The 21,477-nt window shown below is 55.3% G+C and carries 23 protein-coding genes; 1 reads left to right on the top strand and 22 read right to left on the bottom strand.

Annotated elements, in window-relative coordinates:
* Positions 1 to 13: 13 nt before the first annotated feature.
* The 4 genes from tdcD to ACTG2W_RS19355 all read right to left on the bottom strand — a co-directional run bounded on the left by tdcD (position 14) and on the right by ACTG2W_RS19355 (position 4,473).
* Positions 14 to 1,222, bottom strand: coding sequence for a propionate kinase (gene tdcD / locus ACTG2W_RS19370; RefSeq protein WP_106842722.1), 1,209 nt, complete (start codon positions 1,220 to 1,222; stop codon positions 14 to 16).
* A 199-nt stretch (positions 1,223 to 1,421) separates the two neighbouring features.
* Positions 1,422 to 2,753, bottom strand: a complete 1,332-nt coding sequence (gene tdcC, locus ACTG2W_RS19365) for a threonine/serine transporter TdcC (RefSeq protein WP_019444738.1) — start codon at positions 2,751 to 2,753, stop codon at positions 1,422 to 1,424.
* An 11-nt stretch (positions 2,754 to 2,764) separates the two neighbouring features.
* A complete protein-coding gene (tdcB, locus tag ACTG2W_RS19360) occupies positions 2,765 to 3,769 on the bottom strand; it encodes a bifunctional threonine ammonia-lyase/L-serine ammonia-lyase TdcB (protein ID WP_106842723.1) in 1,005 nt (334 codons plus the stop codon).
* A 359-nt stretch (positions 3,770 to 4,128) separates the two neighbouring features.
* Positions 4,129 to 4,473: a Grx4 family monothiol glutaredoxin gene (locus ACTG2W_RS19355; RefSeq protein WP_005353650.1), complete on the bottom strand. Its 345-nt coding sequence runs from the start codon at positions 4,471 to 4,473 to the stop codon at positions 4,129 to 4,131.
* A 288-nt stretch (positions 4,474 to 4,761) separates the two neighbouring features.
* Between ACTG2W_RS19355 and sodB the strand changes: the two genes are divergently transcribed.
* Positions 4,762 to 5,346 (top strand): superoxide dismutase [Fe], encoded by a 585-nt coding sequence (gene sodB / locus ACTG2W_RS19350; RefSeq protein WP_005334664.1) that lies wholly within the window; start codon positions 4,762 to 4,764, stop codon positions 5,344 to 5,346.
* A gap of 112 nt (positions 5,347 to 5,458) precedes the next feature.
* On the opposite strand, the gene ACTG2W_RS19345 is transcribed toward sodB, so the two are convergent.
* The 18 genes from ACTG2W_RS19345 to ACTG2W_RS19260 all read right to left on the bottom strand — a co-directional run bounded on the left by ACTG2W_RS19345 (position 5,459) and on the right by ACTG2W_RS19260 (position 21,467).
* Positions 5,459 to 6,271, bottom strand: a complete 813-nt coding sequence (locus ACTG2W_RS19345; RefSeq protein ID WP_005334673.1) for an MlaA family lipoprotein — start codon at positions 6,269 to 6,271, stop codon at positions 5,459 to 5,461.
* A gap of 85 nt (positions 6,272 to 6,356) precedes the next feature.
* Complete coding sequence (gene ccmI / locus ACTG2W_RS19340; RefSeq protein ID WP_440016463.1) at positions 6,357 to 7,628, bottom strand: c-type cytochrome biogenesis protein CcmI; 1,272 nt, start codon at positions 7,626 to 7,628, stop codon at positions 6,357 to 6,359.
* The gene (locus ACTG2W_RS19335; protein WP_005334682.1) at positions 7,625 to 8,104 is read right to left on the bottom strand and encodes a cytochrome c-type biogenesis protein; all 480 of its coding nucleotides are present in this window, start codon (positions 8,102 to 8,104) and stop codon (positions 7,625 to 7,627) included. Before ACTG2W_RS19335 ends, ccmI begins: the two co-directional genes overlap by 4 nt.
* Before the next feature lie 11 nt (positions 8,105 to 8,115).
* Positions 8,116 to 8,646, bottom strand: a complete 531-nt coding sequence (locus ACTG2W_RS19330) for a DsbE family thiol:disulfide interchange protein (RefSeq protein ID WP_005362026.1) — start codon at positions 8,644 to 8,646, stop codon at positions 8,116 to 8,118.
* Complete coding sequence (locus ACTG2W_RS19325) at positions 8,643 to 10,598, bottom strand: heme lyase CcmF/NrfE family subunit (protein ID WP_106842725.1); 1,956 nt, start codon at positions 10,596 to 10,598, stop codon at positions 8,643 to 8,645. The genes ACTG2W_RS19330 and ACTG2W_RS19325 overlap by 4 nt, the downstream gene beginning before the upstream one ends.
* A gap of 82 nt (positions 10,599 to 10,680) precedes the next feature.
* Complete coding sequence (gene ccmE / locus ACTG2W_RS19320; protein WP_103251229.1) at positions 10,681 to 11,172, bottom strand: cytochrome c maturation protein CcmE; 492 nt, start codon at positions 11,170 to 11,172, stop codon at positions 10,681 to 10,683.
* Positions 11,169 to 11,375 (bottom strand): heme exporter protein CcmD, encoded by a 207-nt coding sequence (gene ccmD, locus ACTG2W_RS19315; RefSeq protein ID WP_005353657.1) that lies wholly within the window; start codon positions 11,373 to 11,375, stop codon positions 11,169 to 11,171. The genes ccmE and ccmD overlap by 4 nt, the downstream gene beginning before the upstream one ends.
* A 2-nt stretch (positions 11,376 to 11,377) precedes the next feature.
* Positions 11,378 to 12,118 (bottom strand): heme ABC transporter permease, encoded by a 741-nt coding sequence (locus ACTG2W_RS19310; protein WP_005334687.1) that lies wholly within the window; start codon positions 12,116 to 12,118, stop codon positions 11,378 to 11,380.
* 170 nt (positions 12,119 to 12,288) lie between these two features.
* Positions 12,289 to 12,957, bottom strand: a complete 669-nt coding sequence (ccmB, locus tag ACTG2W_RS19305) for a heme exporter protein CcmB (protein WP_128835244.1) — start codon at positions 12,955 to 12,957, stop codon at positions 12,289 to 12,291.
* 4 nt (positions 12,958 to 12,961) lie between these two features.
* The gene (gene ccmA, locus ACTG2W_RS19300; RefSeq protein ID WP_128835242.1) at positions 12,962 to 13,606 is read right to left on the bottom strand and encodes a cytochrome c biogenesis heme-transporting ATPase CcmA; all 645 of its coding nucleotides are present in this window, start codon (positions 13,604 to 13,606) and stop codon (positions 12,962 to 12,964) included.
* A gap of 198 nt (positions 13,607 to 13,804) precedes the next feature.
* Complete coding sequence (locus tag ACTG2W_RS19295) at positions 13,805 to 14,182, bottom strand: DUF2802 domain-containing protein (RefSeq protein WP_005334692.1); 378 nt, start codon at positions 14,180 to 14,182, stop codon at positions 13,805 to 13,807.
* Between the two features lie 28 nt (positions 14,183 to 14,210).
* Entirely contained in the window at positions 14,211 to 14,699 is a 489-nt protein-coding gene (locus ACTG2W_RS19290; protein ID WP_005298836.1) for a chemotaxis protein CheW, read from the bottom strand.
* A gap of 69 nt (positions 14,700 to 14,768) precedes the next feature.
* The gene (locus ACTG2W_RS19285) at positions 14,769 to 15,641 is read right to left on the bottom strand and encodes a chemotaxis protein CheW (protein ID WP_128835240.1); all 873 of its coding nucleotides are present in this window, start codon (positions 15,639 to 15,641) and stop codon (positions 14,769 to 14,771) included.
* Positions 15,638 to 16,432, bottom strand: coding sequence for a ParA family protein (locus ACTG2W_RS19280; RefSeq protein ID WP_005334696.1), 795 nt, complete (start codon positions 16,430 to 16,432; stop codon positions 15,638 to 15,640). The genes ACTG2W_RS19285 and ACTG2W_RS19280 overlap by 4 nt, the downstream gene beginning before the upstream one ends.
* A gap of 4 nt (positions 16,433 to 16,436) precedes the next feature.
* Positions 16,437 to 17,357: a flagellar motor protein MotB gene (locus ACTG2W_RS19275; protein ID WP_021229886.1), complete on the bottom strand. Its 921-nt coding sequence runs from the start codon at positions 17,355 to 17,357 to the stop codon at positions 16,437 to 16,439.
* Positions 17,358 to 17,359: 2 nt separating this feature from the next.
* Positions 17,360 to 18,097: a flagellar motor protein gene (locus ACTG2W_RS19270; RefSeq protein ID WP_181281568.1), complete on the bottom strand. Its 738-nt coding sequence runs from the start codon at positions 18,095 to 18,097 to the stop codon at positions 17,360 to 17,362.
* 2 nt (positions 18,098 to 18,099) lie between these two features.
* A complete protein-coding gene (locus tag ACTG2W_RS19265) occupies positions 18,100 to 19,215 on the bottom strand; it encodes a protein-glutamate methylesterase/protein-glutamine glutaminase (protein ID WP_106842728.1) in 1,116 nt (371 codons plus the stop codon).
* A 32-nt stretch (positions 19,216 to 19,247) separates the two neighbouring features.
* On the bottom strand, positions 19,248 to 21,467 hold the full coding sequence (locus ACTG2W_RS19260) for a chemotaxis protein CheA (protein WP_106842729.1): 2,220 nt from the start codon (positions 21,465 to 21,467) through the stop codon (positions 19,248 to 19,250).
* Positions 21,468 to 21,477 lie beyond the last annotated feature (10 nt).

Below are 21,477 nucleotides of genomic sequence, written 5' to 3'. Positions count from 1 at the left end.
AGAGTGGAAGATGTCAGACGCACTCGGCCTGACGAACCTGCTGCCCCAGACGAATGGCATCCAGCGCGATCATTTTCTCTTCATTGGTGGGAATAACCGCCGCCAGCACCATGGACTCTGCCGCCGAAATTACCCGGCAGCCCTCGCTATTGGGACGCTGGTTAAACGGCTCGCTGATCGCTACGCCAAATACCTGAAGTCGTTCGCATACCAGATTTCTGATAAAGGCCGAGTTCTCGCCGATCCCGCCGGTGAAAATAACGGCATCCAGCCGGCGCAATGAGGTGGCATGGCCGCCGATATGGCGGGCAATACGATGGACAAAAGCGTGAATGGCCAATTTCGCCCCGGGATGTCCTTCGTGATAGGCCGCTTCCAATACCCGCATATCGGAGGAGAGCCCCGAAATACCCAGCAGACCGGACTGCTTGTTCAATACCCGCTCGATATCCTCGATGGATTGCCCCGTCTTGCTAGCGATATAGGCCAGCGCGCCAAAATCGATATCGCCGCTTCGGCTGCCCATGATCAACCCTTCCAGCGGCGTCATCCCCATCGAGGTATCGACGCTCTTGCCATCCTGTACCGCGCAAATAGAGGCGCCATTGCCCAGATGGGCGATGACCAGACCGGCATGCTGCTCATCCAGCCCCATAAATACGCAGGCCTGCTCGGCCACATAGCGATGGGAGGTGCCATGGAAGCCATAGCGGCGCACGCCGTAATCCTGCAAATATTGGTAAGGCAGCCCATAGATATAAGCTTCCGGCTTGAGGGTCTGGTGAAAGCCGGTATCAAATACCGCAATTTGGGGCTGGTTGGGAAATAGCTGGCAGGCGGCCATCACGCCACTTAAATTGGCGTGATTGTGCAGGGGGGCCAAGGGTGACACCTGCTTTATTTTGGCCAAGACATGTTCATCAATGATCACGGCTTCACTAAATTCACTACCACCATGAGCAATTCGATGACCAACCAGTGCAATGGCATCCAGCAGATCCCGTTTTTTCAACTCCGCCGCGATGGCAGCCAATGCACAGGTGTGGTTATTTTCAGGTAATGACATAGCGGGCTCTTTACCCACTTGCAATTGGGGATGGGCCGTTTCAATACCATCAGCCATACCGGATATCACCACCTCACAGGATTGACTCTCCAGTACCGAGAATTTGACCGATGAAGAGCCGCAATTGATAACCAGAACCAACGAATCAAACTTCATTACATCGCCTCGAGATTAATAGTGCCGAGTCACTGCAGTCAGGGCATTTCGCCATAAACAGAAAGTCAAAAAACGGCAAGCCTTACCCGGGGCCCACATAATTGTGGCCAACGAAGAACCGGTTATTGCTCATGTCTGACTGCACCATCCAGACCCCACCAGGGGGGCCTGAATGGTTGATGACTTGCAGAAAAGGTTTTCAGAACAGCTTGGAAACTATATTCAGGATGGTCAGCACACCGATGATGGTGACAAACAGGTTGCTGGCCTGACCTTTATATTTTGCCAGTGCCGGTGTCTTGCTCACCGCATACATCGGCAGCAGACAGAGCAGGGAAGCGATGATTGGCGCCCCCATTGCCTCAATCAGGTCGAGGATGTTGGGGTTCACATAAGCGACCAGCCAGGTGGATCCCATGATGAACAACATACTGACCATGTTCAGTTTTTTACTGGAAACCTTGCTCTTGTCGCCCTGGTAGCCAAAGCGGAGGATAAGGCCATTCAACCCTTCCAACGTCCCCAGATAGTGACCGAAGAAGGATTTGAAGATAGCAACCAGCGCGATAATGGACGCCGCATACTCCAGGGTGGTGGCAAACGCAGACTTGCTGCCCGTCATTGAGGAGAAGTGGTTGGCCAGATAGGAGAGCACCGGAATGTTCTGGGCTTTGGCTTCCGCCATATTTTGCGGTGACAGGGTAAAGAGGCAGCTGAAGGCAAAGAACATCACCACGGCCACCATCAGCATGCTGGCACCGGAGATAATCTTCGAGCAGCGCTTCTCGGTAAAATCACGACCGAACTCCTGCTCATACTCTTCCCGTTTGGAGACGATGAAAGAGGAGACAATCGGCGAGAAGTTGAAGGAGAAGACCATGATGGAGATCCCCAGCCAGACGGTAACCAGAATACCATCGTGACCAAACATCGATATCTCGCTCAGATTGACCTGATCAAAGACGGCACTGTTCCAGTACGGGACGAGGGAGAGAGAGATAACGATCAGACTGGCAATAAAGGGAAAGACCAGATAGCTCATCACCTTGACCATCAGATCTTTACCGAAGTAGATCACGAATGCCATCAACATCAACAATGCCAGTGCAACCACACCTCGATTAAGCGGAACCAACTGTAGTTGATGCTCCCAAAATGCCATAAAGGTATTGGTGATCGTCACACCATATATCCACAGCAATGGGCAGATGGCAAAGAAATAGAGGAAGGTAATTACCACTCCACCCATTTTGCCAAAATGCTCTTCAACGGTCTCGGTAATATTTGCCGATGGATTACTGCCAGAAAGACATAATCTGGCCAACGCTCTGTGGCAATAAAATGCAATGGGGTAAGCCAGCACCAGCATGATTAATATTGGGATCAGGCCACCATATCCGGCCCGGATTGGAAAGAACAAGACCCCCGCCCCGATAGCAGTACCGAACAGACCTAATCCCCATGTGGTATCCGATTTACGCCATGCACGCGTATTCTCTTTACTGCCGGTGACAACACTGTCTAATATCATGACTGCATTCCTTACAGGCTAAATTGACGAATATTGTTCTGTTCGATAATTTCGGCGATCCGGATCAGATCAATATTGCCACCCGAAATAATGCTGACGGTCTTTTTACCTTCGACATAATGTTTCAGCTTGCCACTGAGCAGCGCTGCCGAGGCCAGAGCTCCCGCCCCTTCGGTAATCACCTTGTTGCGCTGAATAAGGTCAACCATGCTATGACGAATATCATCCTCGGTGACCAGTACAATATCATCCACCAATTGTTTGACGATTTCGAAGGTCAGTGAACCGGGTCTTGCCACATCACAGCCATCGGCCAGCGTGCTGCTGGTTCTGTGATTGGTCATGGTACCGGCATAGAAAGAGGCCGCCATACCGTGCACATTCTCGGATTGCACACCAATCACCTTGATGGTCGGATTAATAGATTTGATAGCCATGGCAACACCGGCAATCAAACCACCGCCACCGATCGGCACTATGATGTTATCGACATCATACAAATCTTCGATAATTTCCAGGCCAATGGTGCCCTGGCCGGCAATCACTTTTGCATCGTCGAAGGGGGGGATAAATACGCGGCCTTCCATCTCCACGATTTCGCTGACTTTGGCAATGGTGTCATTGAAGCTATTTCCATGGAGGATCACTTTGGCTGAATAGTCACTGGTTGCAGCAATTTTTGATTTGGGGGCACAGCAGGGCATGACTACCTTGGCATCAATTCCCAGCATAGCACTGGAGAGTGATACACCTTGGGCATGATTGCCCGCCGAGCAGGCGACAACACCTTTTTGTCGGTCTTCCAGACTTAATGAACTGAGTTTGTTGAAGGCGCCACGAATTTTAAAAGAGCCTGTACGTTGCATGTTTTCAAGCTTGAGGTAAACCTCGCCATGGCAACGTTCGCTGATGTAGTTAGAGGGTAGTTGCGCGGTCTTGTATATATGATTGGTCAGTCTTTTTTTGGCTTCAGTAATATCATGAAGACCAATGGGCAGATTGCTATACATCTTCATCGCAAATCTCTTTTTATTTATTAATTTGTAGGGTTTTATTTCACAGGGCGAAGCGATACTAGGTTCTATCACTTGCAATTAATGTGAGCATAAACACAAAAAAATCTACAAAGAGACTGCGTTACGGTGAAATTATCAAAAAATGTGATGGCAGCAACACTTGAATCCAAATGGATTAAAAAAAGTAATCAGATATTGGCAAGCAATATAATTAACAACTCCAAAACAAAGCCGTAAAGATTAGATTTTTCAGGTCAATTGCGTTGTTTTTTGCAACCGGCTATCAGTTGCTTGCCAGCCAGAACCGGGACAATATAAAAGGGAGCCTATAAGGCTCCCTCTCGACAACACAAAACCGATTACTCGGCTGCAGCATCATCTTTCTTGTACTTGGCAGCAGTCTCTTTGATCAGAGCCTGCAACTCGCCAGCCTGGAACATCTCGATCATGATGTCACAGCCACCGATCAGCTCACCTTCAACCCACAGTTGGGGGAAGGTCGGCCAGTTGGCGAATTTTGGCAATTCGGCGCGGATATCCGGATTCTGCAGGATATCAACGTAGGCAAACGGCTCGCCGCAGGACATCAGAGCCTGGGAGGCCTGGGCAGAGAAGCCACAGCTGGGTAGCTTGGGGGAGCCCTTCATGTAGATGATGATGGGGTTGTCAGCCAGCTGCTGCTTAATCTTTTCAATAGTTTCCATAGGTGCCTCACTAGAGCGATTTCGGCGGCCATTCTACTGCAATCTTGCCCGAGCACAAACTGACAAAGGGGTGACCCGGCTCGAATTGTGCAAAGAACCCACACAGGATTGATCGCGATCATGGCGCCAATCAAGAGTTGTTAGGCCATCTTTGATACTGCTACAATCCCTTGGCTTTGGGCTACCCAGCCCCATCATTTTAAAAACAACTCTTTTCACATATAGAAAAGAGTACGCAATGTCTTGCAACCGTCGCCTTCGCACGGTCCAGCCAATGGAGAGTAGAAAATGGCATTCGAACTTCCCGCTCTGCCCTATGCAATCAACGCTCTGGAACCGCACATCTCCCAGGAAACTCTGGAATATCACCACGGCAAGCACCACAACACCTACGTGGTCAACCTGAACAATCTGGTGCCGGGTACCGAGTTTGAAGGCAAGTCTCTGGAAGAGATCATCAAGACCTCCAACGGCGGCATCTTCAACAACGCCGCCCAGATCTGGAACCACACCTTCTACTGGCACTGCCTCTCCCCGAATGGCGGTGGCGAGCCGACTGGCGCCCTGGCTGATGCCATCAACAAGGCATTCGGCTCCTTCGCCGAGTTCAAAGATGCCTTCACCAAATCAGCCATCGGCAACTTCGGTTCCAGCTGGACTTGGCTGGTGAAGAAAGCTGACGGCTCTCTGGCTATCGTCAACACCTCCAACGCCGGTTGCCCGCTGACTGAAGCCGGTACCACCCCGCTGCTGACCGTTGACCTGTGGGAGCACGCCTACTACATCGACTTCCGCAACCTGCGTCCGAAGTACATGGAAACCTTCTGGGCTCTGGTTAACTGGGAATTCGTGGCCAAGAATCTGGCTGCCTAATCAGCCTCGCTTGCCAAAACGCCCCGCACTGCGGGGCGTTTTTTTATCTCGAGATGGCTGCGTAAATGAATAAGGCGCCCGCAGGCGCCTTTTACATATCGAGATAGCCCGTTTACTGGTCCAGCTCGTCCATGTATTCATCCAGATTGGCGTCGTCAGCCTGCTCTTGCTGAGACGCTTTCAGCTCGGTCTGCTTGCCCGTCACCTTGCCCTGGTTATATTGCAGGTAGAAGTCCTTGGTCAGCGCATAAGGATCGAGGGAGTTGTCGATGATCCGCTCCTGATCGATCAGCTTGGCACGTGTGCCCAAGCCATCCAGTGCCCAGTGTGCAACCTTCATCGGGAAGGTTAACAGGGCATAGGGGAAGTAGAAGCTGTCAATCGCATCACCAACCAGCTCCCGGGTGGTAGTCGGGCCGTAGACAGGCACCATGATGTAGGCACCATTACCGATATCGGCCCTGCCCAGCACGGTATCCATCTCCAGCTTGTTGCGCTCGAGGCCGGCATGTTTGGCCACATCGAAGATACCCAGCAGACCGACCGTGGTGTTGAGGGTAAAGCGCCCCAGGTTGGTGCCTGCCCCTTTCAAATCACCGGTGATCAGATGGTTCACCATGCTGCTTGGCTCATCAAAGTTGGCAACAAAGTTGGCAATGCCATCCTTCACCCCGACCGGAATGTAGCGGGCATAGGCATGTACCACAGGACGTGCCACATAAGGCTCCAGCACATCATAGTTGACCGCCCACATGGCCCGGTTGGCCCCCTGGAAGGGATCGCGCGGATCGGCCGCCGTACTGGTGGCACCCGGATTATTCATGCCGGGATTGAGATCCAGACTCTCTGGGCCAGGCTTGGGTGGGCCACCGGCACAGCCAGCCAGCAAGAGGGCTGCCAGTATGGCCCCTGAACGAAGATACATATGATAGTCCTGACGTTTTATTTTGATTTATCAGAAGTATAGATAACCCGGCTCCTATCCAGGGGCCGGGTTATCCAAAGGCATATTAGAGGGCGTGATCGATGCGGATGTCAATCGGAGCAGCAGGGATCTCGGCCGTCTTGACCGGCACGGATACCCCTTCGAAGGCTCCTTCCTTGTTCATCACATTGCCACCGCGCGAGAGACGTGCCTTGAACTGCAGCTCCGGATAGGCCGCCAGTTTGCTGCCTTCCATCATGGCATCGCCATCCCCGAGTGACAGGGTTACAGGCAAGGTTGGCCCTGCGATACGCTTCACGGCGATGGGCATGGGCGGCCCGTTGGGCACCACGGCAAAGACGAAGAGATGGGCATCTTCCGGCATCTGAATGCCCGCCGCCAACGTGACGTGGATGGGGAATTCCCCCTTCTTCACCGCCAGCGGTTGCCCCTCAACTGCGCCCGCTTTGGCTGCGCCTGAATTCGTCACCTCGTCGATGCCGCGCTGCTTGAGCTGCGCGCGGGCGTACTCCATGGAGCGCTCGACCATCACGTAACGGGGGGTACCTTTCTCCATCAGTGGCAACATCGCCTGCCAGCGAACCAGCGCGGTCTGGAAGTCCTCTTTTTGCAGCGCCATAAAGGCATAGACAGAGCGCGACTCGATATTGTCCGGATCCTGCGCGATAGCCGCTTGCAACAGGGCATCCGCTTGCGCCTCATCCCCCGTCATCATCAGCGCCTGCGCGTAGGGCACCGCCACCAGCGATTTCTGGGGAGCCAGCGTGTAGGCCCGCTCCAGCGCCTCGCTGGCCATCTCGGGATCATTGCCATCCAGCGCCAAGCGGCCCAGCAGCAGCCAGCCGCGGTAGTCGTTCGGTTCATCCTTGAGGCGGGTACGCAGTGCCAGCATGAAATCCAGCAGATCCTGCTCGGTCACCTGGGCATCGCGTTCCACCAGAATGCGGTTGCTCAGCTCGCCAAGACGGCTGCTGGCATCTTGCCAGCGACTCACCTCTTGCCAGGAGCCCAACTTGTAGTAGAGCCCCAGACTCACCACCAACAGCACCAGCACACCCGGGATCCAGATCAGACTCTTGCCACTGCGGGCAGTCTGCTCCACATCGGGAATATCATCCAAGAGGCTTCGTTGCAGCTCGACCAGCGAGTCGGACTCCTCAGCCAAGACACCCTGCTCGCGCTCTTCACCAATCTCCAGCAGCCTCTGGCGATAGAGCTGTTTGTTGAGCGCCGAGCGACTGATGCTCTGTTTGCCTTCACCACGCCACAGCGGCACGACGAGCGCCAGACTCACCAGCACCAGCAAGCCCGCAATCACTATCCAAAAAGCGGTCATTGTTTCTCTTCCTCTTTGAGCAGCTCGGCCAGTCGGCGCTGCTCCTCCTCGCTCAAGGCGTTATCCAGTTGTTTTTTCACCGCAGGGGGCCGGCGACTGCGCATCACGACCACGGCGCCACCGATCAGGATCACCATCAGCGGGCCGAGCCAGAGGATCAGGGTGGAGGCCATCAGGGGCGGGTTATAGAGGATAAAGTTGCCGTAGCGGGCCACCATGTAATCCACGATCTCCTCTTTATCCTTGCCCTCGCGCACCATCTGGTAGGTCTTGTCGCGCAAATCCTTGGCCAGCCCCGCATTGGAGTCGGCGATATCCTGGTTCTGACACTTGGGGCAACGCAGCTCCTTGGTCAGTTCGCGAAAGACCTGCTCCTGATTGTCGTTGTCGAAGGTGTAGACATCGATAGCGGCCATGGCGGGTGCTTGCACCACCCATCCCAGCAACAGTAGCAGGGAAGCAATAAATACTCTCATCAGGACTCCCCTCACTTCATGGCATCAAAGATGGGTTTGAGGGTCGACGCCCAGTTCTCGGGGTTGATATCCCCCACGTGGCGATACCGGATGATCCCCTTGCTGTCGATAAAGAAGGTCTCCGGCGCGCCATATACACCGAGATCCAGCCCCAGCATGCCGTCCGGATCATAGAGGTTGACCTGATAGGGGTTGCCCAGCTCCGCCAGCCACTTGATCGCCTTGTCGCGCTCATCCTTGTAGTTCATGCCGATGATGGGAATGCCCTGCCCCGCCAGCTGTTTGAGGTAGGTGTGCTCGCCGTAGCAGGTGGGGCACCAAGTGGCCCAAACGTTGAGCAACATGGGGCGACCGGTCAGGATACTGCGATCGTGCTGCTTGTTCAGATCGTAAATGTCCTGCAGGGTGAACACCGGCACCTCTTTGCCCACCATCACGGACTCAAGCTTGGTGGGATCGGAGCCAAGTCCCTTAAGAAGAAACCCAAGCATTAATAAAAACAAAATAAAGGGGATTAAAAACAACCAGGTCTTTTTGTTCATGCCTTGGCCTCCTCCTCACGACGGCCGAAACGGTAACGCTTGTCGAGCATCGCCAGCACGCCACCAATAGCCATAAAGACGCCGCCGAACCAGATCCAGCGCACGAACGGCTTGTAGTAGATCCGCACCGCCCAGGCACCGTTGTCGAGCTGTTCCCCCAGCGCCGCATAGAGATCACGGGTGATACCGGCGTCGATGGCCGCTTCGGTCATCGGCATCCGGCTCACCTTGTACATCCGCTTCTCGGGCTTGAGCAGGGCGACCTGCTTGCCATTGCGGTGTACTTCCAGCACGCCCTTGAAGCCATCGTAGTTGGGGCCGTTCTTCTCCTTGATCCCGGCAAAGACGAACTCGTAATCGGCAAAGTGCACCCGATCACCCGCCTGCATTCGCAGATCCTTCTCGATGCTGTAGTTCTGGGTGCAAGCGATACCAATGATGCTGACTGCCAGCCCCACGTGGCCGAGGATCATGGCCCAGTGGCTGTTGCCAAGCTTGCGCACACCGACTGCAAAGCTGTGCTTGTGGGTCGCTCGCGCCCAGGTCTCCTGCACGCTGGTGACGATGATCCAGGCGCCCAGACCAATCCCTACCGCCGCCCACGGCTTGAAGGTTTCGGCAAAGAGCAGCGGCAACAGCAAGGCTGCGGCCAGACTCAGCACCAGTGCCACGAGCACCTTGCTTTTGAGTTCTCCCAGCTCCTGACGACGCCAGCGAAACAGCGGGCCAACCCCCAGCAGCAGGGCAAACGGGATGATCAGCCAGCTGTAGATGTGGTTAAAGAAGGGGGTGCCGATAGAGATGCTCCCCAGCCCCAGCTCCTTGTGCACCAGCGGCAGCAAGGTACCGAGCAACACGGTCAGCAGACCCGCCACCAGCATGATGTTGTTGCAAAGCAGCAGGGTCTCGCGGCTCCACAGCTCGTGTTTGCCGTGGCTCTTCACCTGTGACCCTTTAAAGGCAAACAGCAGCAAGGAGGAGCCGATCACCGCCAGCAGGAAGCCGAGAATAAACAGACCGCGGGTCGGGTCGGAGGCAAACGCATGCACCGACACCAGCACGCCGGAGCGCACCAGGAAGGTACCCAGCAGGCTCAACGAGAACGCAGAGAGGGCCAGCAGCACGGTCCACGCCTTGAAGGTGGCGCGCTTCTCGCTCACCGCCAGCGAGTGCAGCAGAGCGGTACCCGCCAGCCAAGGCATAAACGAGGCGTTTTCTACCGGATCCCAGAACCACCAGCCTCCCCAACCGAGCTCGTAGTAGGCCCACCAGGAGCCGAGCACTATGCCAAGGGTCAGGAATACCCAGGCCGCCATGGTCCAGGGGCGCGACCAGCGAGCCCAGGTCGCATCGAGACGGCCGGTCATCAGCGAAGCAATGGCAAAGGCAAACGCCACCGAGAAGCCCACATAACCCATGTAGAGCATCGGCGGATGGAAGATAAGACCCGGATCCTGCAGCAGCGGATTGAGGTCACGACCATCTACCGGAAAATAGGGCAAGGTGCGGGTGAAGGGATCGGAGGTGAACAGCACGAAAGCAGTGAAGCCGACCGAGATCAGCCCCAACACGCCGAGTACCCGAGCCACCGCATCGAGCGGCAGACGGCGGCTGAACATGGCCACCGCCGCAGTCCAGCCACCCAGGGTCAGTACCCACAGCAGCAGGGAGCCTTCGTGGGCCCCCCATACCGCCGAGATGCGATAGGCGAGCGGCAGCAGGCTGTTGGAGTTAGTGGCCACATACTGCACGGTGAAGTCATTATCGATAAAGGCCCAGGTCAGGCAGAGAAACGACAGCAGCAGCAGCAAGAACTGGGCATAGGCGAGCGGACGGGCCGCCGACATCATGCCAAGACGCCCCCAGCTGGCGCCAAGCAGCGGATAGCTCCCCAGCAGCAGGGCGGTGGCAAAGGCCAGGATCAGCGCAAACTGACCTAATTCCGGGATCATGAAGGCATTCCTTTAAATTGAACGGTGACAACAGCCGCACCACGCAGGGCAGGCAAAGCGGAAAAGGCAAACACCACAGGGATCACTGCTTGGCTCCCTTCAACTGCGCCTCGGTATACTCCGGCTTGAAGTGCATGCCGTTGGTGGCATCGGCCACTTCCGGCGGCATGTAGTTCTCATCGTGCTTGGCCAGCACCTCGAACGCCTCTACGGTCGTGGCATCCTTGAGAGTGCCCTGGGCAACAATCCCCTGCCCTTCACGGAACAGATCCGGCAGGATGCCGTCAAACTCGACCGTCACCAGATGACCGCCGTTATCCACCAGCTTGAAGGCCACCTTGAGGCTCTGGGGATCCCGCTGTACCGACCCCGGCACGACCAACCCACCGATGCGCAGGCGCTGTCCCTCTTCCGGTTTGATCTTGTCCGGCCCCTTCCCCTCCACCAGCTCGCTCGGGGTGTAGAAGAGGTCGATATTCTGACTTAGGGCGTAGAGCACCAGCCCGCTGACGGTCGCCAGACCCAGGGTAATGGCCAGAATGATGGTGAGGCGTTTTTTGCGTCTCGGATTCATAGGGTGTTCTCCATCTGCTGGGCCGCCTTGCGACGGGCCTCACGCGCCTGTTTGCTGCGCAACTCGGCGAGCAGGCTGCGGGTTTTCATGCGGGTAGAAATGATGATGCCGACCAGACACACCAGCGTCAGGCCAAAAGAGAGCCAGACATAGAAGGCGTAACCGCCCATCGCCATAAAATCACTGAAAGAGGCAAAGTGCATGCTTACTTCTCCTGCTCTGCAATCTCTTTGACCCAGGGGCGATGCCACTCCCGCATCAGGAGTTCATTGCGAAAACGCATCAGGGTCAGGGCCCCGAGAAATGCAGCAAATGCCAGGATCATGATCAGCAGCGGCCAAAGCATCTCGGGGGAAATGGAAGGTTTGTCAAATTTGGTGATGGTGGCCCCCTGATGCAGGGTGTTCCACCACTCCACCGAGTAGTGGATGATCGGCAGGTTGATCACCCCAACCAGTGCCAGAATGCCAGCGGCACGGCCAGCGACCACCTTGTCGCTGAAGGCGTTGTAAAGAGCAATCACGCCGAGGTAGAGAAACAGCAGGATCAGTTCAGAGGTGAGCCGCGCATCCCACACCCACCAGGTTCCCCACATCGGCTTGCCCCAAGCGGCACCGGTAAAGAGGGCAATAAAGGTAAATACGGCGCCGACCGGCGCAATGGCTGCAACCGTCATGTCCGCCATCCGCAATTGCCACACCAGGCCGATAAAGGCGGCCACCGCCATGGTGGAGTAGGCTCCCATGGAGAGAATGGCGGAAGGCACGTGGATATAGATGATCCGGAACGAATCTCCCTGCTGGTAATCCGCTGGCGCAAACGCGAGGCCCCAGACAGTACCGATCACAAACGAGAGCAGACTAATCACCGCAAACCAGGGCAACAGCGTGCCTGCCAGCTGATAGGCCCGCTCCGGTTTGGCATAAGGGTGCAACCATTTCCACATAGCTCACAAAACCTTTTTGTTATTAATCGTTTGGCGAGGCCTACCATACCGACCGCAGGGCAGCATCAAATACCCCGAAAGCAATAAGCGGCACTCTCCTTGATCCATCGCAACATTATTTTTTGCAAAAAGACTCCGTTCGGAGCCAAATCCGGTTCAGCTCACGGCCATCAGTTGAGGCTGACCCGCAACGCCGCCGACACAGCCAGCGGTGTCAGTGTCAAAGCCCCCACCAGCATGGCGGCCAGAATGGCAAGCTGCCCACCATAGGGCAAGCTCATCCCCGCGGCATCGATGGCTGAGGTGGCAAAAATCAGTACCGGAATATAGAGCGGCAGGATCAGCAGACTGAGCAGAACCCCGCCTTTGCGCAATCCCACCGTCAACGCAACCCCGACCGCGCCGAGCAGACTCAATACCGGAGTGCCCAGTGCCAGCGTCGCGACGACAGCCAGATAGGTGTTCATATCCAGCGACAGCAAAATCGCCAGCAAGGGAGAGATCAGCAGCAGCGGCAAGCCGGTCAGCAGCCAGTGAGCGACCACTTTCGCCAGCGCCAGCAAGCCCAGCGGGTGCGGCATCAATATCATCTGCTCCAGCGCACCATCGGCAAAGTCGTCGCGAAACAGTCGCTCCAGCGACAGCATGGCCGCCAATAGCGCCGCTACCCAGATAATCCCCGGGGCAATACGGGCCAGCAGTTTGGGCTCCGGGCCAATCCCTAACGGAAACAGGGTGATGACGATGAGGAAAAACCAGAGCGGGTTGAGAATATCGGAACGCTGGCGCAGAGCCATCAGCAGTTCACGGTGAATAAGGTGCATAACAGCGCGCAACATGTCGTTACTCCTGCAATGTCGATGCGAAGGGGGTCAACGAGATAGTCTTCAGCCGTCCCTGCATCAGGGTCAGATCCTGATGGGTGGTGAGGATCACCATGCCGCCCCGCTCGGCGTGGGCCAGAAAGAGCTGTTCGAGCACCTTGACCCCTTGCTTGTCGATGGCTGTAAAGGGCTCATCGAGGATCCAGAGTGCCGGTTTCTGTGACAGCCAGAGTCTGGCCAGAGCCACCCGGCGTTGCTGGCCGGCAGAGAGTTGCCCGGTCGGGTTCTCTTCAAATCCGGCCAGCCCTACCCGGGCCAATATCTGCCACAAGTCAGTCTCTGTTTGCTGCGGGTGATGTAACTGCTGGTAGAACTTCAGGTTTTCAAAAGGGGTCAGCGCCGCTTTGACACCGGGCTGATGGCCGAGATAGAGCAGATTGGCATGATACTCATCACGACAGTGACGAATATTCTCCCCATTCCAGCACACCACACCGGCAAACGGCTGCGACAGCCCGGTCAACAACCGCAACAGGCTGGTCTTGCCGACCCCGTTGGGCCCTTCAATTTGCACCAGATCGCCAGGCGCAACGGAGAAAGAGAGGTGTTCAAACAGAGTGCGATCTTCGCGCACGCAGCTCAGATTGTTAACTTGAAGCAGCATGGGGATTTTTTCAGAGAAAATGAAGCGGTCTGCATCTTAACACAGTATTGGAATACGTCTTTTCAAAGATGCAACAATTGAACTGACTGGCGACCGGGATCACAAAGAAAATGCGGTAGAAACCGCCTGCTCAACGCAGCCGGGGGACAAGCGGCTGCACGCCATAAAATTCAGGAAGGCAATTGCCTTCCTGAATCATCAAGAGCGACCTTTTCGCAACGATATCAAGAGCTCAGCCTCTGCCTTTGGCAACTCGCACTCACTCATGACTTCATCAAGATCGGCGCCCAGTTCGACCATCTTGGCCGCTCGGCTGTAGAGCCTGCGTTCGGGATCCTGCATGGTCAGTTCTTGCTGGCGCTCATTGACCTGCTGCATCGCCCCTTCCACCGACTGCAGACGCTGCCCCATGCCAATGGCACCGGTATGGAGCTCCATCATCTGCTTGCGCAAGCTTTCCAACTGACCTTGCAGCGTTGCCACACTGGCCTCGGACTCCTGCTTGCTGCGCTTGCTCTTGAACCAGATATAAGAGGCAAACGCCAAGGCAATCAGGGACATCCCCAAGGCAACCATCTCGATTATCAAAACATCACCTTACTTATCAGAGGGAACCGATATCTTCCCACTCTTCATCGGAGAGCAGCTTGTTCAAGTCAACCAGGATAAGCAGTTGCCCATCGCGGTTGCTCACCCCCTGAATAAACTTGGCGCTCTCTTCAGTACCGACCGCAGGTGCCGCATCGATCTCGGAAGAGCGCAGATAAACCACTTCAGCCACGCTGTCGACCATGATGCCGATCACCTGCTTCTCGGCCTCAATGATCACAATCCGGGAGTTTTCACTCACATCACCGGAAGGCAGACCGAAACGGGAACGGGTATCGATGACAGTCACCACATTGCCACGCAGGTTGATGATCCCCAGTACGTACTCAGGCGCACCCGGCACCGGTGCAATTTCGGTGTAGCGCAACACCTCCTGAACCTGCATCACATTGATGCCGTAGGTTTCGTTTTCCAGTTGGAAGGTTACCCATTGCAGCACTTCATCTTCGGCCAGATTCTGTGCAATATTGCGCTTTTCTGTCATGTTTTTATTCCTTTTATGAAAACGTCTACTGCTAAAACTAGCAATAAAACAGCTCGATTGCAGAAGTTATCAGCGACCTTCTATGTTAACCCCACGCTCCAGCAACAGGAGCAATTCGCGGACGTGTAACAGGGCACACATTTTTTCTTTGACCATGCCAGCCAACCAGGGGCGCTTACCCTCCTGATGGCGCCATTTCACCTGGTCACGGTGTAACAATTCAGTCCCTTTGAGATGATGGCAGGCTAATCCCCACGGCGATTCACCAAGCATAACCAGATACTTGTAATCATCCATCTCGAGATGCTGACCCGGCATGACCCACTGGGCAGTATCGACCACATTCATCTTCTGCTCGCGAGAGGTCATGATCCCCTTGTACCAGCTAGGCTGGCCAAACAGGGAGGTGATCTCGCCCAGCTGATGAATCCCCCCCAGCTCGGTCAACGGCACCGCAAACGTCACACCCGCGACTTCAAAGAAAAGGGCCTGAAACTCCTTACCGGTATCGATATTTTCCCAGGTAACAGGTTCACTGGCCTCTACCGGAGCAACCTCCAGCGCCGTTTCGGTCAGGATAGTAGTATGGGGCTCCGCAACCTCGGGGAGCTGCACCTCCGCAGGCCACTCAGGCTCCACCGGCAGCAGTGATTCCTCCGCCACAATCTCCAGCGGTGCGGTGAGTGTTATCTCCTGGGTGAAGGCGTCATTCTCAAACTGGACTTGTCCCACCTGAGCCAATAGCTCACCAAGCTGGGCAAGCCGTGGATCGCTTTCGAGGTAAGGTGCGGCGACTACGTCTGGGACGCTTTGGGGCTGACGTTGCAACTGTAAAACAGGGGCAGATTGAACCTCTTCCACTTCATCCAGCACCAGTGGCTCATCGAGCAGCAGGGAGTGGAAATAGTCATCCATCGCCCGAACTTGAATGGTATCTCTCATGCCGTCACCTCATGAACCCGTTGCCGCTCAAGGGCATCAAGATGGTTGAGCAGCGTTTCATATGCATAGGTTCCACGACTCCCGGGAGAATAGATAGACGGGGGAATATGCAGCAAGCTGGCATCCCGAAACTTGGTATCAATAGGGATTACCGCATTCCAAACTGAATCTCCATATTGATCCTTGATCGACTTCAAGGTCATCAGAGAGGCACGAGTGCGCTTGTCGAACATGGTCGGGATCACGGTATAACGGAACTTGTCACGCTTGGAACGCTGCATGATCTCGAATGTTTTCATCATCCGCTCCAACCCCTTGAGGGCCAGAAATTCGGTCTGGACAGGCACCAGAATGCGATCGCAGGCAGCCAGCGCGTTGACCATCATCACCCCCAGTACTGGCGGGCAATCGATCAGCACGTAATCATATTGATCCTGAATGCGCAGCAGTGCCCGCTTCAGTACCAGTCCCATCCCCTCACGATTGCCCATCACCCGATCAAGGGTAGCCAAGGTAATAGATGCTGGCAGTAAGTTGATATTTTCGAACTTGGTCTTGAGCGTCAGTTTATTGACAAGCTCGGCTGTCGGTTTGACAGCTTGAAACAACTCATAGAGGGTTCCATCCAGGCGATCTGAATCAAAATCAAGATATGCAGTCAGCGAAGCATGGGGATCGGTATCAATCAACAGCACCCGCTGGCCACGCTGGGCCAGGATCCCCGCAAGCGAGACCACTGTGGTGGTTTTACCCACACCACCTTTCTGGTTGGCAACCGTCCAAACAATCACTGTATCAATCCTGCCTTGTTGTTATGCGTATGCCACCACCGGGCAAGGTGATCACCTTTATCTCTCCTGCATCCACCGCCTGCTGTACAGCTGGAACCGGTTCAGCAACTACCGTCGGTGTTGCAACCACAGGTGCCGGCGGCACCCAGGCAAATTTGGAGATAGCGACCACAACCTTGCGATTCTGCAGTCTGCCCTGCTCGCTGCCGTTGTCAGCAAAGGGGGAAAACTCACCATATGCCTCGAACGCCAGACGCTGAGGGGCGATCCCATCAGCAATCAAACCATTGAGTACCGCTTCGGCCCGAGCAGCAGAAAGCGCCCAGTTAGAACGATAAATTTCATTATTTATCTGTTGGTTATCGGTATAACCCCGAACCCTTACATAGTTATCGACCGGTTTGAGAATACTTGAAAGAGTATTAATGACCGGTGCAGCGTTTGGTCCCAAAAAGGCACTGCCGCTGCCAAACAACAAGCCGGAACTGAGTTCAACCGTCAGCCAGTTCTCGTCTTGCGTCAGTTTGACGATACCGGCATCCACCAGCGAGCCCATGCTCTGTTGCAACTGCATATCGAGTTTTGCAAGTGTCGCGCCATCTTGCAGCACTGGCACACCAGAAATGGGAGCAAGTGAAGGAGAGGGGGATGCTGGGCTTTCCAGCAAAGATGGAGAGGCAGATACCGCGTTATCCAGCAGGGAATTACCCTGCCCTTCAAGCAAGCCATTGCCGCCAGACTGCATGACACTGAACGCCTGGCTCATACCATCAATCACCGCGCGATACTTGTCCTTGTTCACCAGCGCAACAGAGTAGAGCACCACGAACAAGGCAAAGATCAGCGTCATATAATCGGCATAGGAGACCAGCCAGCGGTCAAGATGCTCGCGACCCTGCAAGTGCAACCGATAGCGCTTGCGCATGGCTACTCTCCTTTCAAATAGGCCCTGAGCCGGCGTTCAACCTGCAAGCCGTTTTCACCATGAGCGATAGCTAGCAGCCCTTCCAGGGTCATCTCCTGAAAGAGTGCATAGTGATAGTGAAATGCGCGTAGCCGATTGGCGATAGGCAGGTAGATGAGGTTGGCAAACCCCACTCCATATATGGTCGCCACAAATGCCACTGCGATACCCGCCCCCAACGCTGACGGGTCTTCGAGATGAAACATGGCCTGGATCAGGCCCAGCACAGCACCGATGATCCCGATGGTCGGACTGTACCCCCCCATGGCTTCAAATACCCTGGCGGCATGTTCATTGCGCTCCTGCTCGATATCGATGTCCGCTTCCAGCAGCATACGAATATCCTCTGTGGATACCCCATCGACAATCATGCCAAGCCCTTGACGGGTAAAGTTGTCTTCCTCCTGCTCGGCCTGATTTTCAAGGGCAAGCAGCCCTTGCTGGCGCGCAAAGACGGCCCATGACTGCAATCGTTCGGCCTGCGTCGCAAGATCCTGGCGGGGAGGGGTAACAATCCATAACAGCTGGCGCAACGCCAGCAGAATGTACTTGGCAGGAGTCTGCAACGTGACAGCACCGACAGTACCGCCCAGCACGATCAGAAAAGCAGGCCCGTCCACCAGCGTCAACAGGGAGCCGCCATGCCACAGTTGGGCAATGGCAATAGCCCCCAATGCCAGGAGCAGACCGAGCAAGCCCATGATTAGCGCCCCAACTCAACCAGAATACGCTGGGCCACCTTGTCCAGAGGGAGTGATTCGCTGGCAATCCCCGCTTTGGCTACTGCTTGGGGCATACCATATACCACGCAGGAAGCCTCATCCTGAGCCCAAATGGTAGAGCCCTGCTCTTTCAGCAGTCTGGCGCCATCACGGCCATCTGCGCCCATACCGGTCAGCACAATCGCCAATACCTTGTCGGCATAGGTCTTGGCCGCAGAAGCAAAGGTAATATCCACACAAGGCTTGTAATTTACCTTGTCGTTGCCATCCACGATGCGAATGCGAGCCCCTGCACCACGACCTTCCAGCAGCATCTGTTTGCCACCGGGAGCAAGGTAGGCATGCCCGGGTTTAAGCACATCGCCATCTTCCGCTTCCTTGACGCCAATCTGACATAACCCGTTGAGACGGGCAGCAAATGCGGCAGTAAACGTGGCTGGCATATGCTGGATAAGCAGGATTGGATGGGGAAAATCCCCCGGCAACTTGGTCAGCACATTTTGCAAAGCAACAGGTCCGCCGGTAGAAGTACCGATCGCCACCAACTGATAACTCTTGCCACTGCGCTTGAATGAGGCACTTGGCACAGTGCGTTGCAGGTCAGGCTGACGATCTGAAGATCTGGGCGCAGGGCTACCCAACGGAGCACGAGCAACCGGTTCAGGTGCTTTGGGGCGAGCAGCTGATGTCATCAGGAAGCGCTTGCGGGAGATCTCCTTCACCCGCAGTTGCAACAGTCTGACCGCTTCATCTTTGTCTCTGGCAATGTCCTCAAACTTCTTGGGCAAGAAGTCGAGGGCACCGGCGTCCAGCGCATCCAGCGTAGCCTTGGCCCCTTCATGGGTCAGGGAGGAGAACATCAGAATGGGGGTTGGGCACTTGGCCATGATCTCCCGCACCGCACTGATGCCATCCATCACGGGCATCTCGATGTCCATGGTGATCACATCAGGGCGCAGCGACATCGCCTTGTCCACCGCCTCACGTCCATTCTGGGCCGTATCAATCACCGTCAGCATGGGATCCTGATTGATGATCTCGCTCACCCGACGGCGAAAGAAGCTCGAATCGTCGACAACTAATACCTTGACTGCCATTGTTGTTTTTCTAACTCCTTGGGCCTGAGCTATTAATGTCTACGCGCATATGCTTTGAGCAGACTCGGCACATCCAAAATAAGAGCAATTCCGCCATCACTGGTAATCGTCGCCCCGGCCATGCCAGGGGTGCCTTGCAGCAGGTTATCAAGTGGCTTGATCACTACCTCTTCCTGACCAATCAGGCTATCTACCACAAACCCGATTTGCTGAGTGCCAATCTGCACGATCACCACATGTCCGGTATCCTGGCGTGAACGCTTGTTAGCGCCACGAATCAACCATTTGTGCAGATAGAAGAGCGGAATTGCCTTCTCACGAACAATGATGGTGAGCTGACCATCCACCATATTTGCCTTTTTCAGGTCCAGATGGAAAATCTCGTTCACACAACCAAGGGGAAGTGCGAAGGTCTGCTCACCCACCTCAACCATCAGAGTCGGCAGAATGGCTAGCGTCAACGGAACCTTGATTTCGAGACGGGTACCTTTCCCCCAGGTGGAATCGATGTGCACCGATCCATTGAGGCTGACAATGCTGGTTTTAACCACATCCATTCCGACACCACGGCCAGAGATATCGGAGATCTCGGCCTTGGTTGAAAAGCCCGGGGCAAAGATCAGGTTATAGGCATCGTTGTCGCTCATGCGAGCGGCAGTATCTGCATCCAGCACACCGCGACTGATGGCAATAGACTTGAGTTTCTCAGGATCCATCCCTGCCCCATCATCCTCGATGCAAAGCAGAATATGATCACCTTGCTGGGAGGCGCTAAGGGTGATTGTCCCTTGCCGCGGCTTGCCCGCTTTCTCTCGCACATCCGGCATTTCGACCCCGTGATCGCATGAGTTGCGAACAAGGTGAACCAGAGGATCGGCGAGCGCCTCCACCAGGTTTTTATCAAGATCGGTCTCTTCCCCCACCATCACCAGCTCAATCTCTTTCTTGAGGGTTCTGGCCAGGTCACGCACCACGCGCGGGAAACGACCAAATACCTTCTTGATTGGCTGCATGCGGGTTTTCATCACCGCACCTTGCAGGTCAGCCGTTACCACATCCAGATTGGCAACCGCCTTTGACATCTCTTCATCATTGCTGGCAATACCCAGGCTCACCAGCCGGTTACGAACCAGTACCAACTCACCTACCATGTTCATGATGACATCGAGGGTCTTGGTATCCACCCGCACCGTCGTATCGCTTTGCACGGCACTGTTTTCTGCTGGCGCAGGCGCAGCCTTGGCGGCAGGCGCTGGTGCCTTGGCTGCTTCGGCAGGTTTTGCGGGAGCAGCCGGTGCTGGTTTGGCTACAGGAGTGGCCGGTTTGGGCGGAGTCACCGCAGCAGGTGCAGCAGGTGCGGCAGGTGCGGCAGGTGCGGCAGGTGCGGCAGGTGCGGCAGGTGCGGCAGGTGCCATAGTACTCTGAGGCCCTTGACCACGACCATGCAATTCATCAAGCAGGCGTTCAAACTCATCATCATCGATAAGCTCGTCCACCTCTTTTTGCACCGATTTCAGAGGATTCACCTCTGGCGCCCCCATGTGCTGTCCCTGACCATGGAGTTGATCCAGCAAGGCCTCAAACTCATCATCGGTGATATCGCCAGAGCCACCAGCGATAGGCGCTGCTGCAACCGTCTTGGTCGGAGCCCCACCCACGCCGTGGAGCTCGTCCAGCAGGCGTTCAAATTCGTCTGCAGAAATTTCATCTATCGAGCCGCCGCCATTGACAGGAGCAGGCTCGCTGCTGGTGGCTGCGGGTTCAACAACGTCTGGAACAACTTCTTCAACAACTACCGGTACTGCAGGTTCAGATTCTACAGCCGCAGCCGCACTGGTAGCAGTGCGCAGTTGCTCTTCCCCTTCCGGCTTGCACAACTCGTGGAGGTCATGAAGCAAATCATCTGACGCAGGGCTGGGTGCTTCGCGATTTTGAACCTGGGCGAACATGACATTGATGGCGTCCAGCGCTTGCAGGATCACATCCATCAGCTCCGCAGTAACGGTTCGCTTGCCATTACGCAAGATATCGAACACGTTTTCCGCACCGTGGCATACATCAACCAGTTCACCGAGCGACAGAAAACCTGCCCCCCCTTTCACGGTATGGAAACCGCGAAAGATAGCATTCAACAGGTTCTTGTCATCGGGCCGCTTTTCCAAGTCGACCAGTTGTTCAGACAACTGTTCCAATATTTCGGATGCTTCGACCAGAAAGTCTTGCAGTATGTCTTCATCAACTTCGAAGGCCATGCGTCACTCC

The sequence above is a fragment of the Aeromonas sp. 96A genome, assembly GCF_051919165.1.
In the GTDB taxonomy this organism is placed as follows: Bacteria; Pseudomonadota; Gammaproteobacteria; order Enterobacterales; family Aeromonadaceae; genus Aeromonas; species Aeromonas veronii.
The sequence above is the reverse complement of the archived record's forward strand: the minus strand, read 5'-3'. Positions and strand labels throughout refer to the sequence as shown.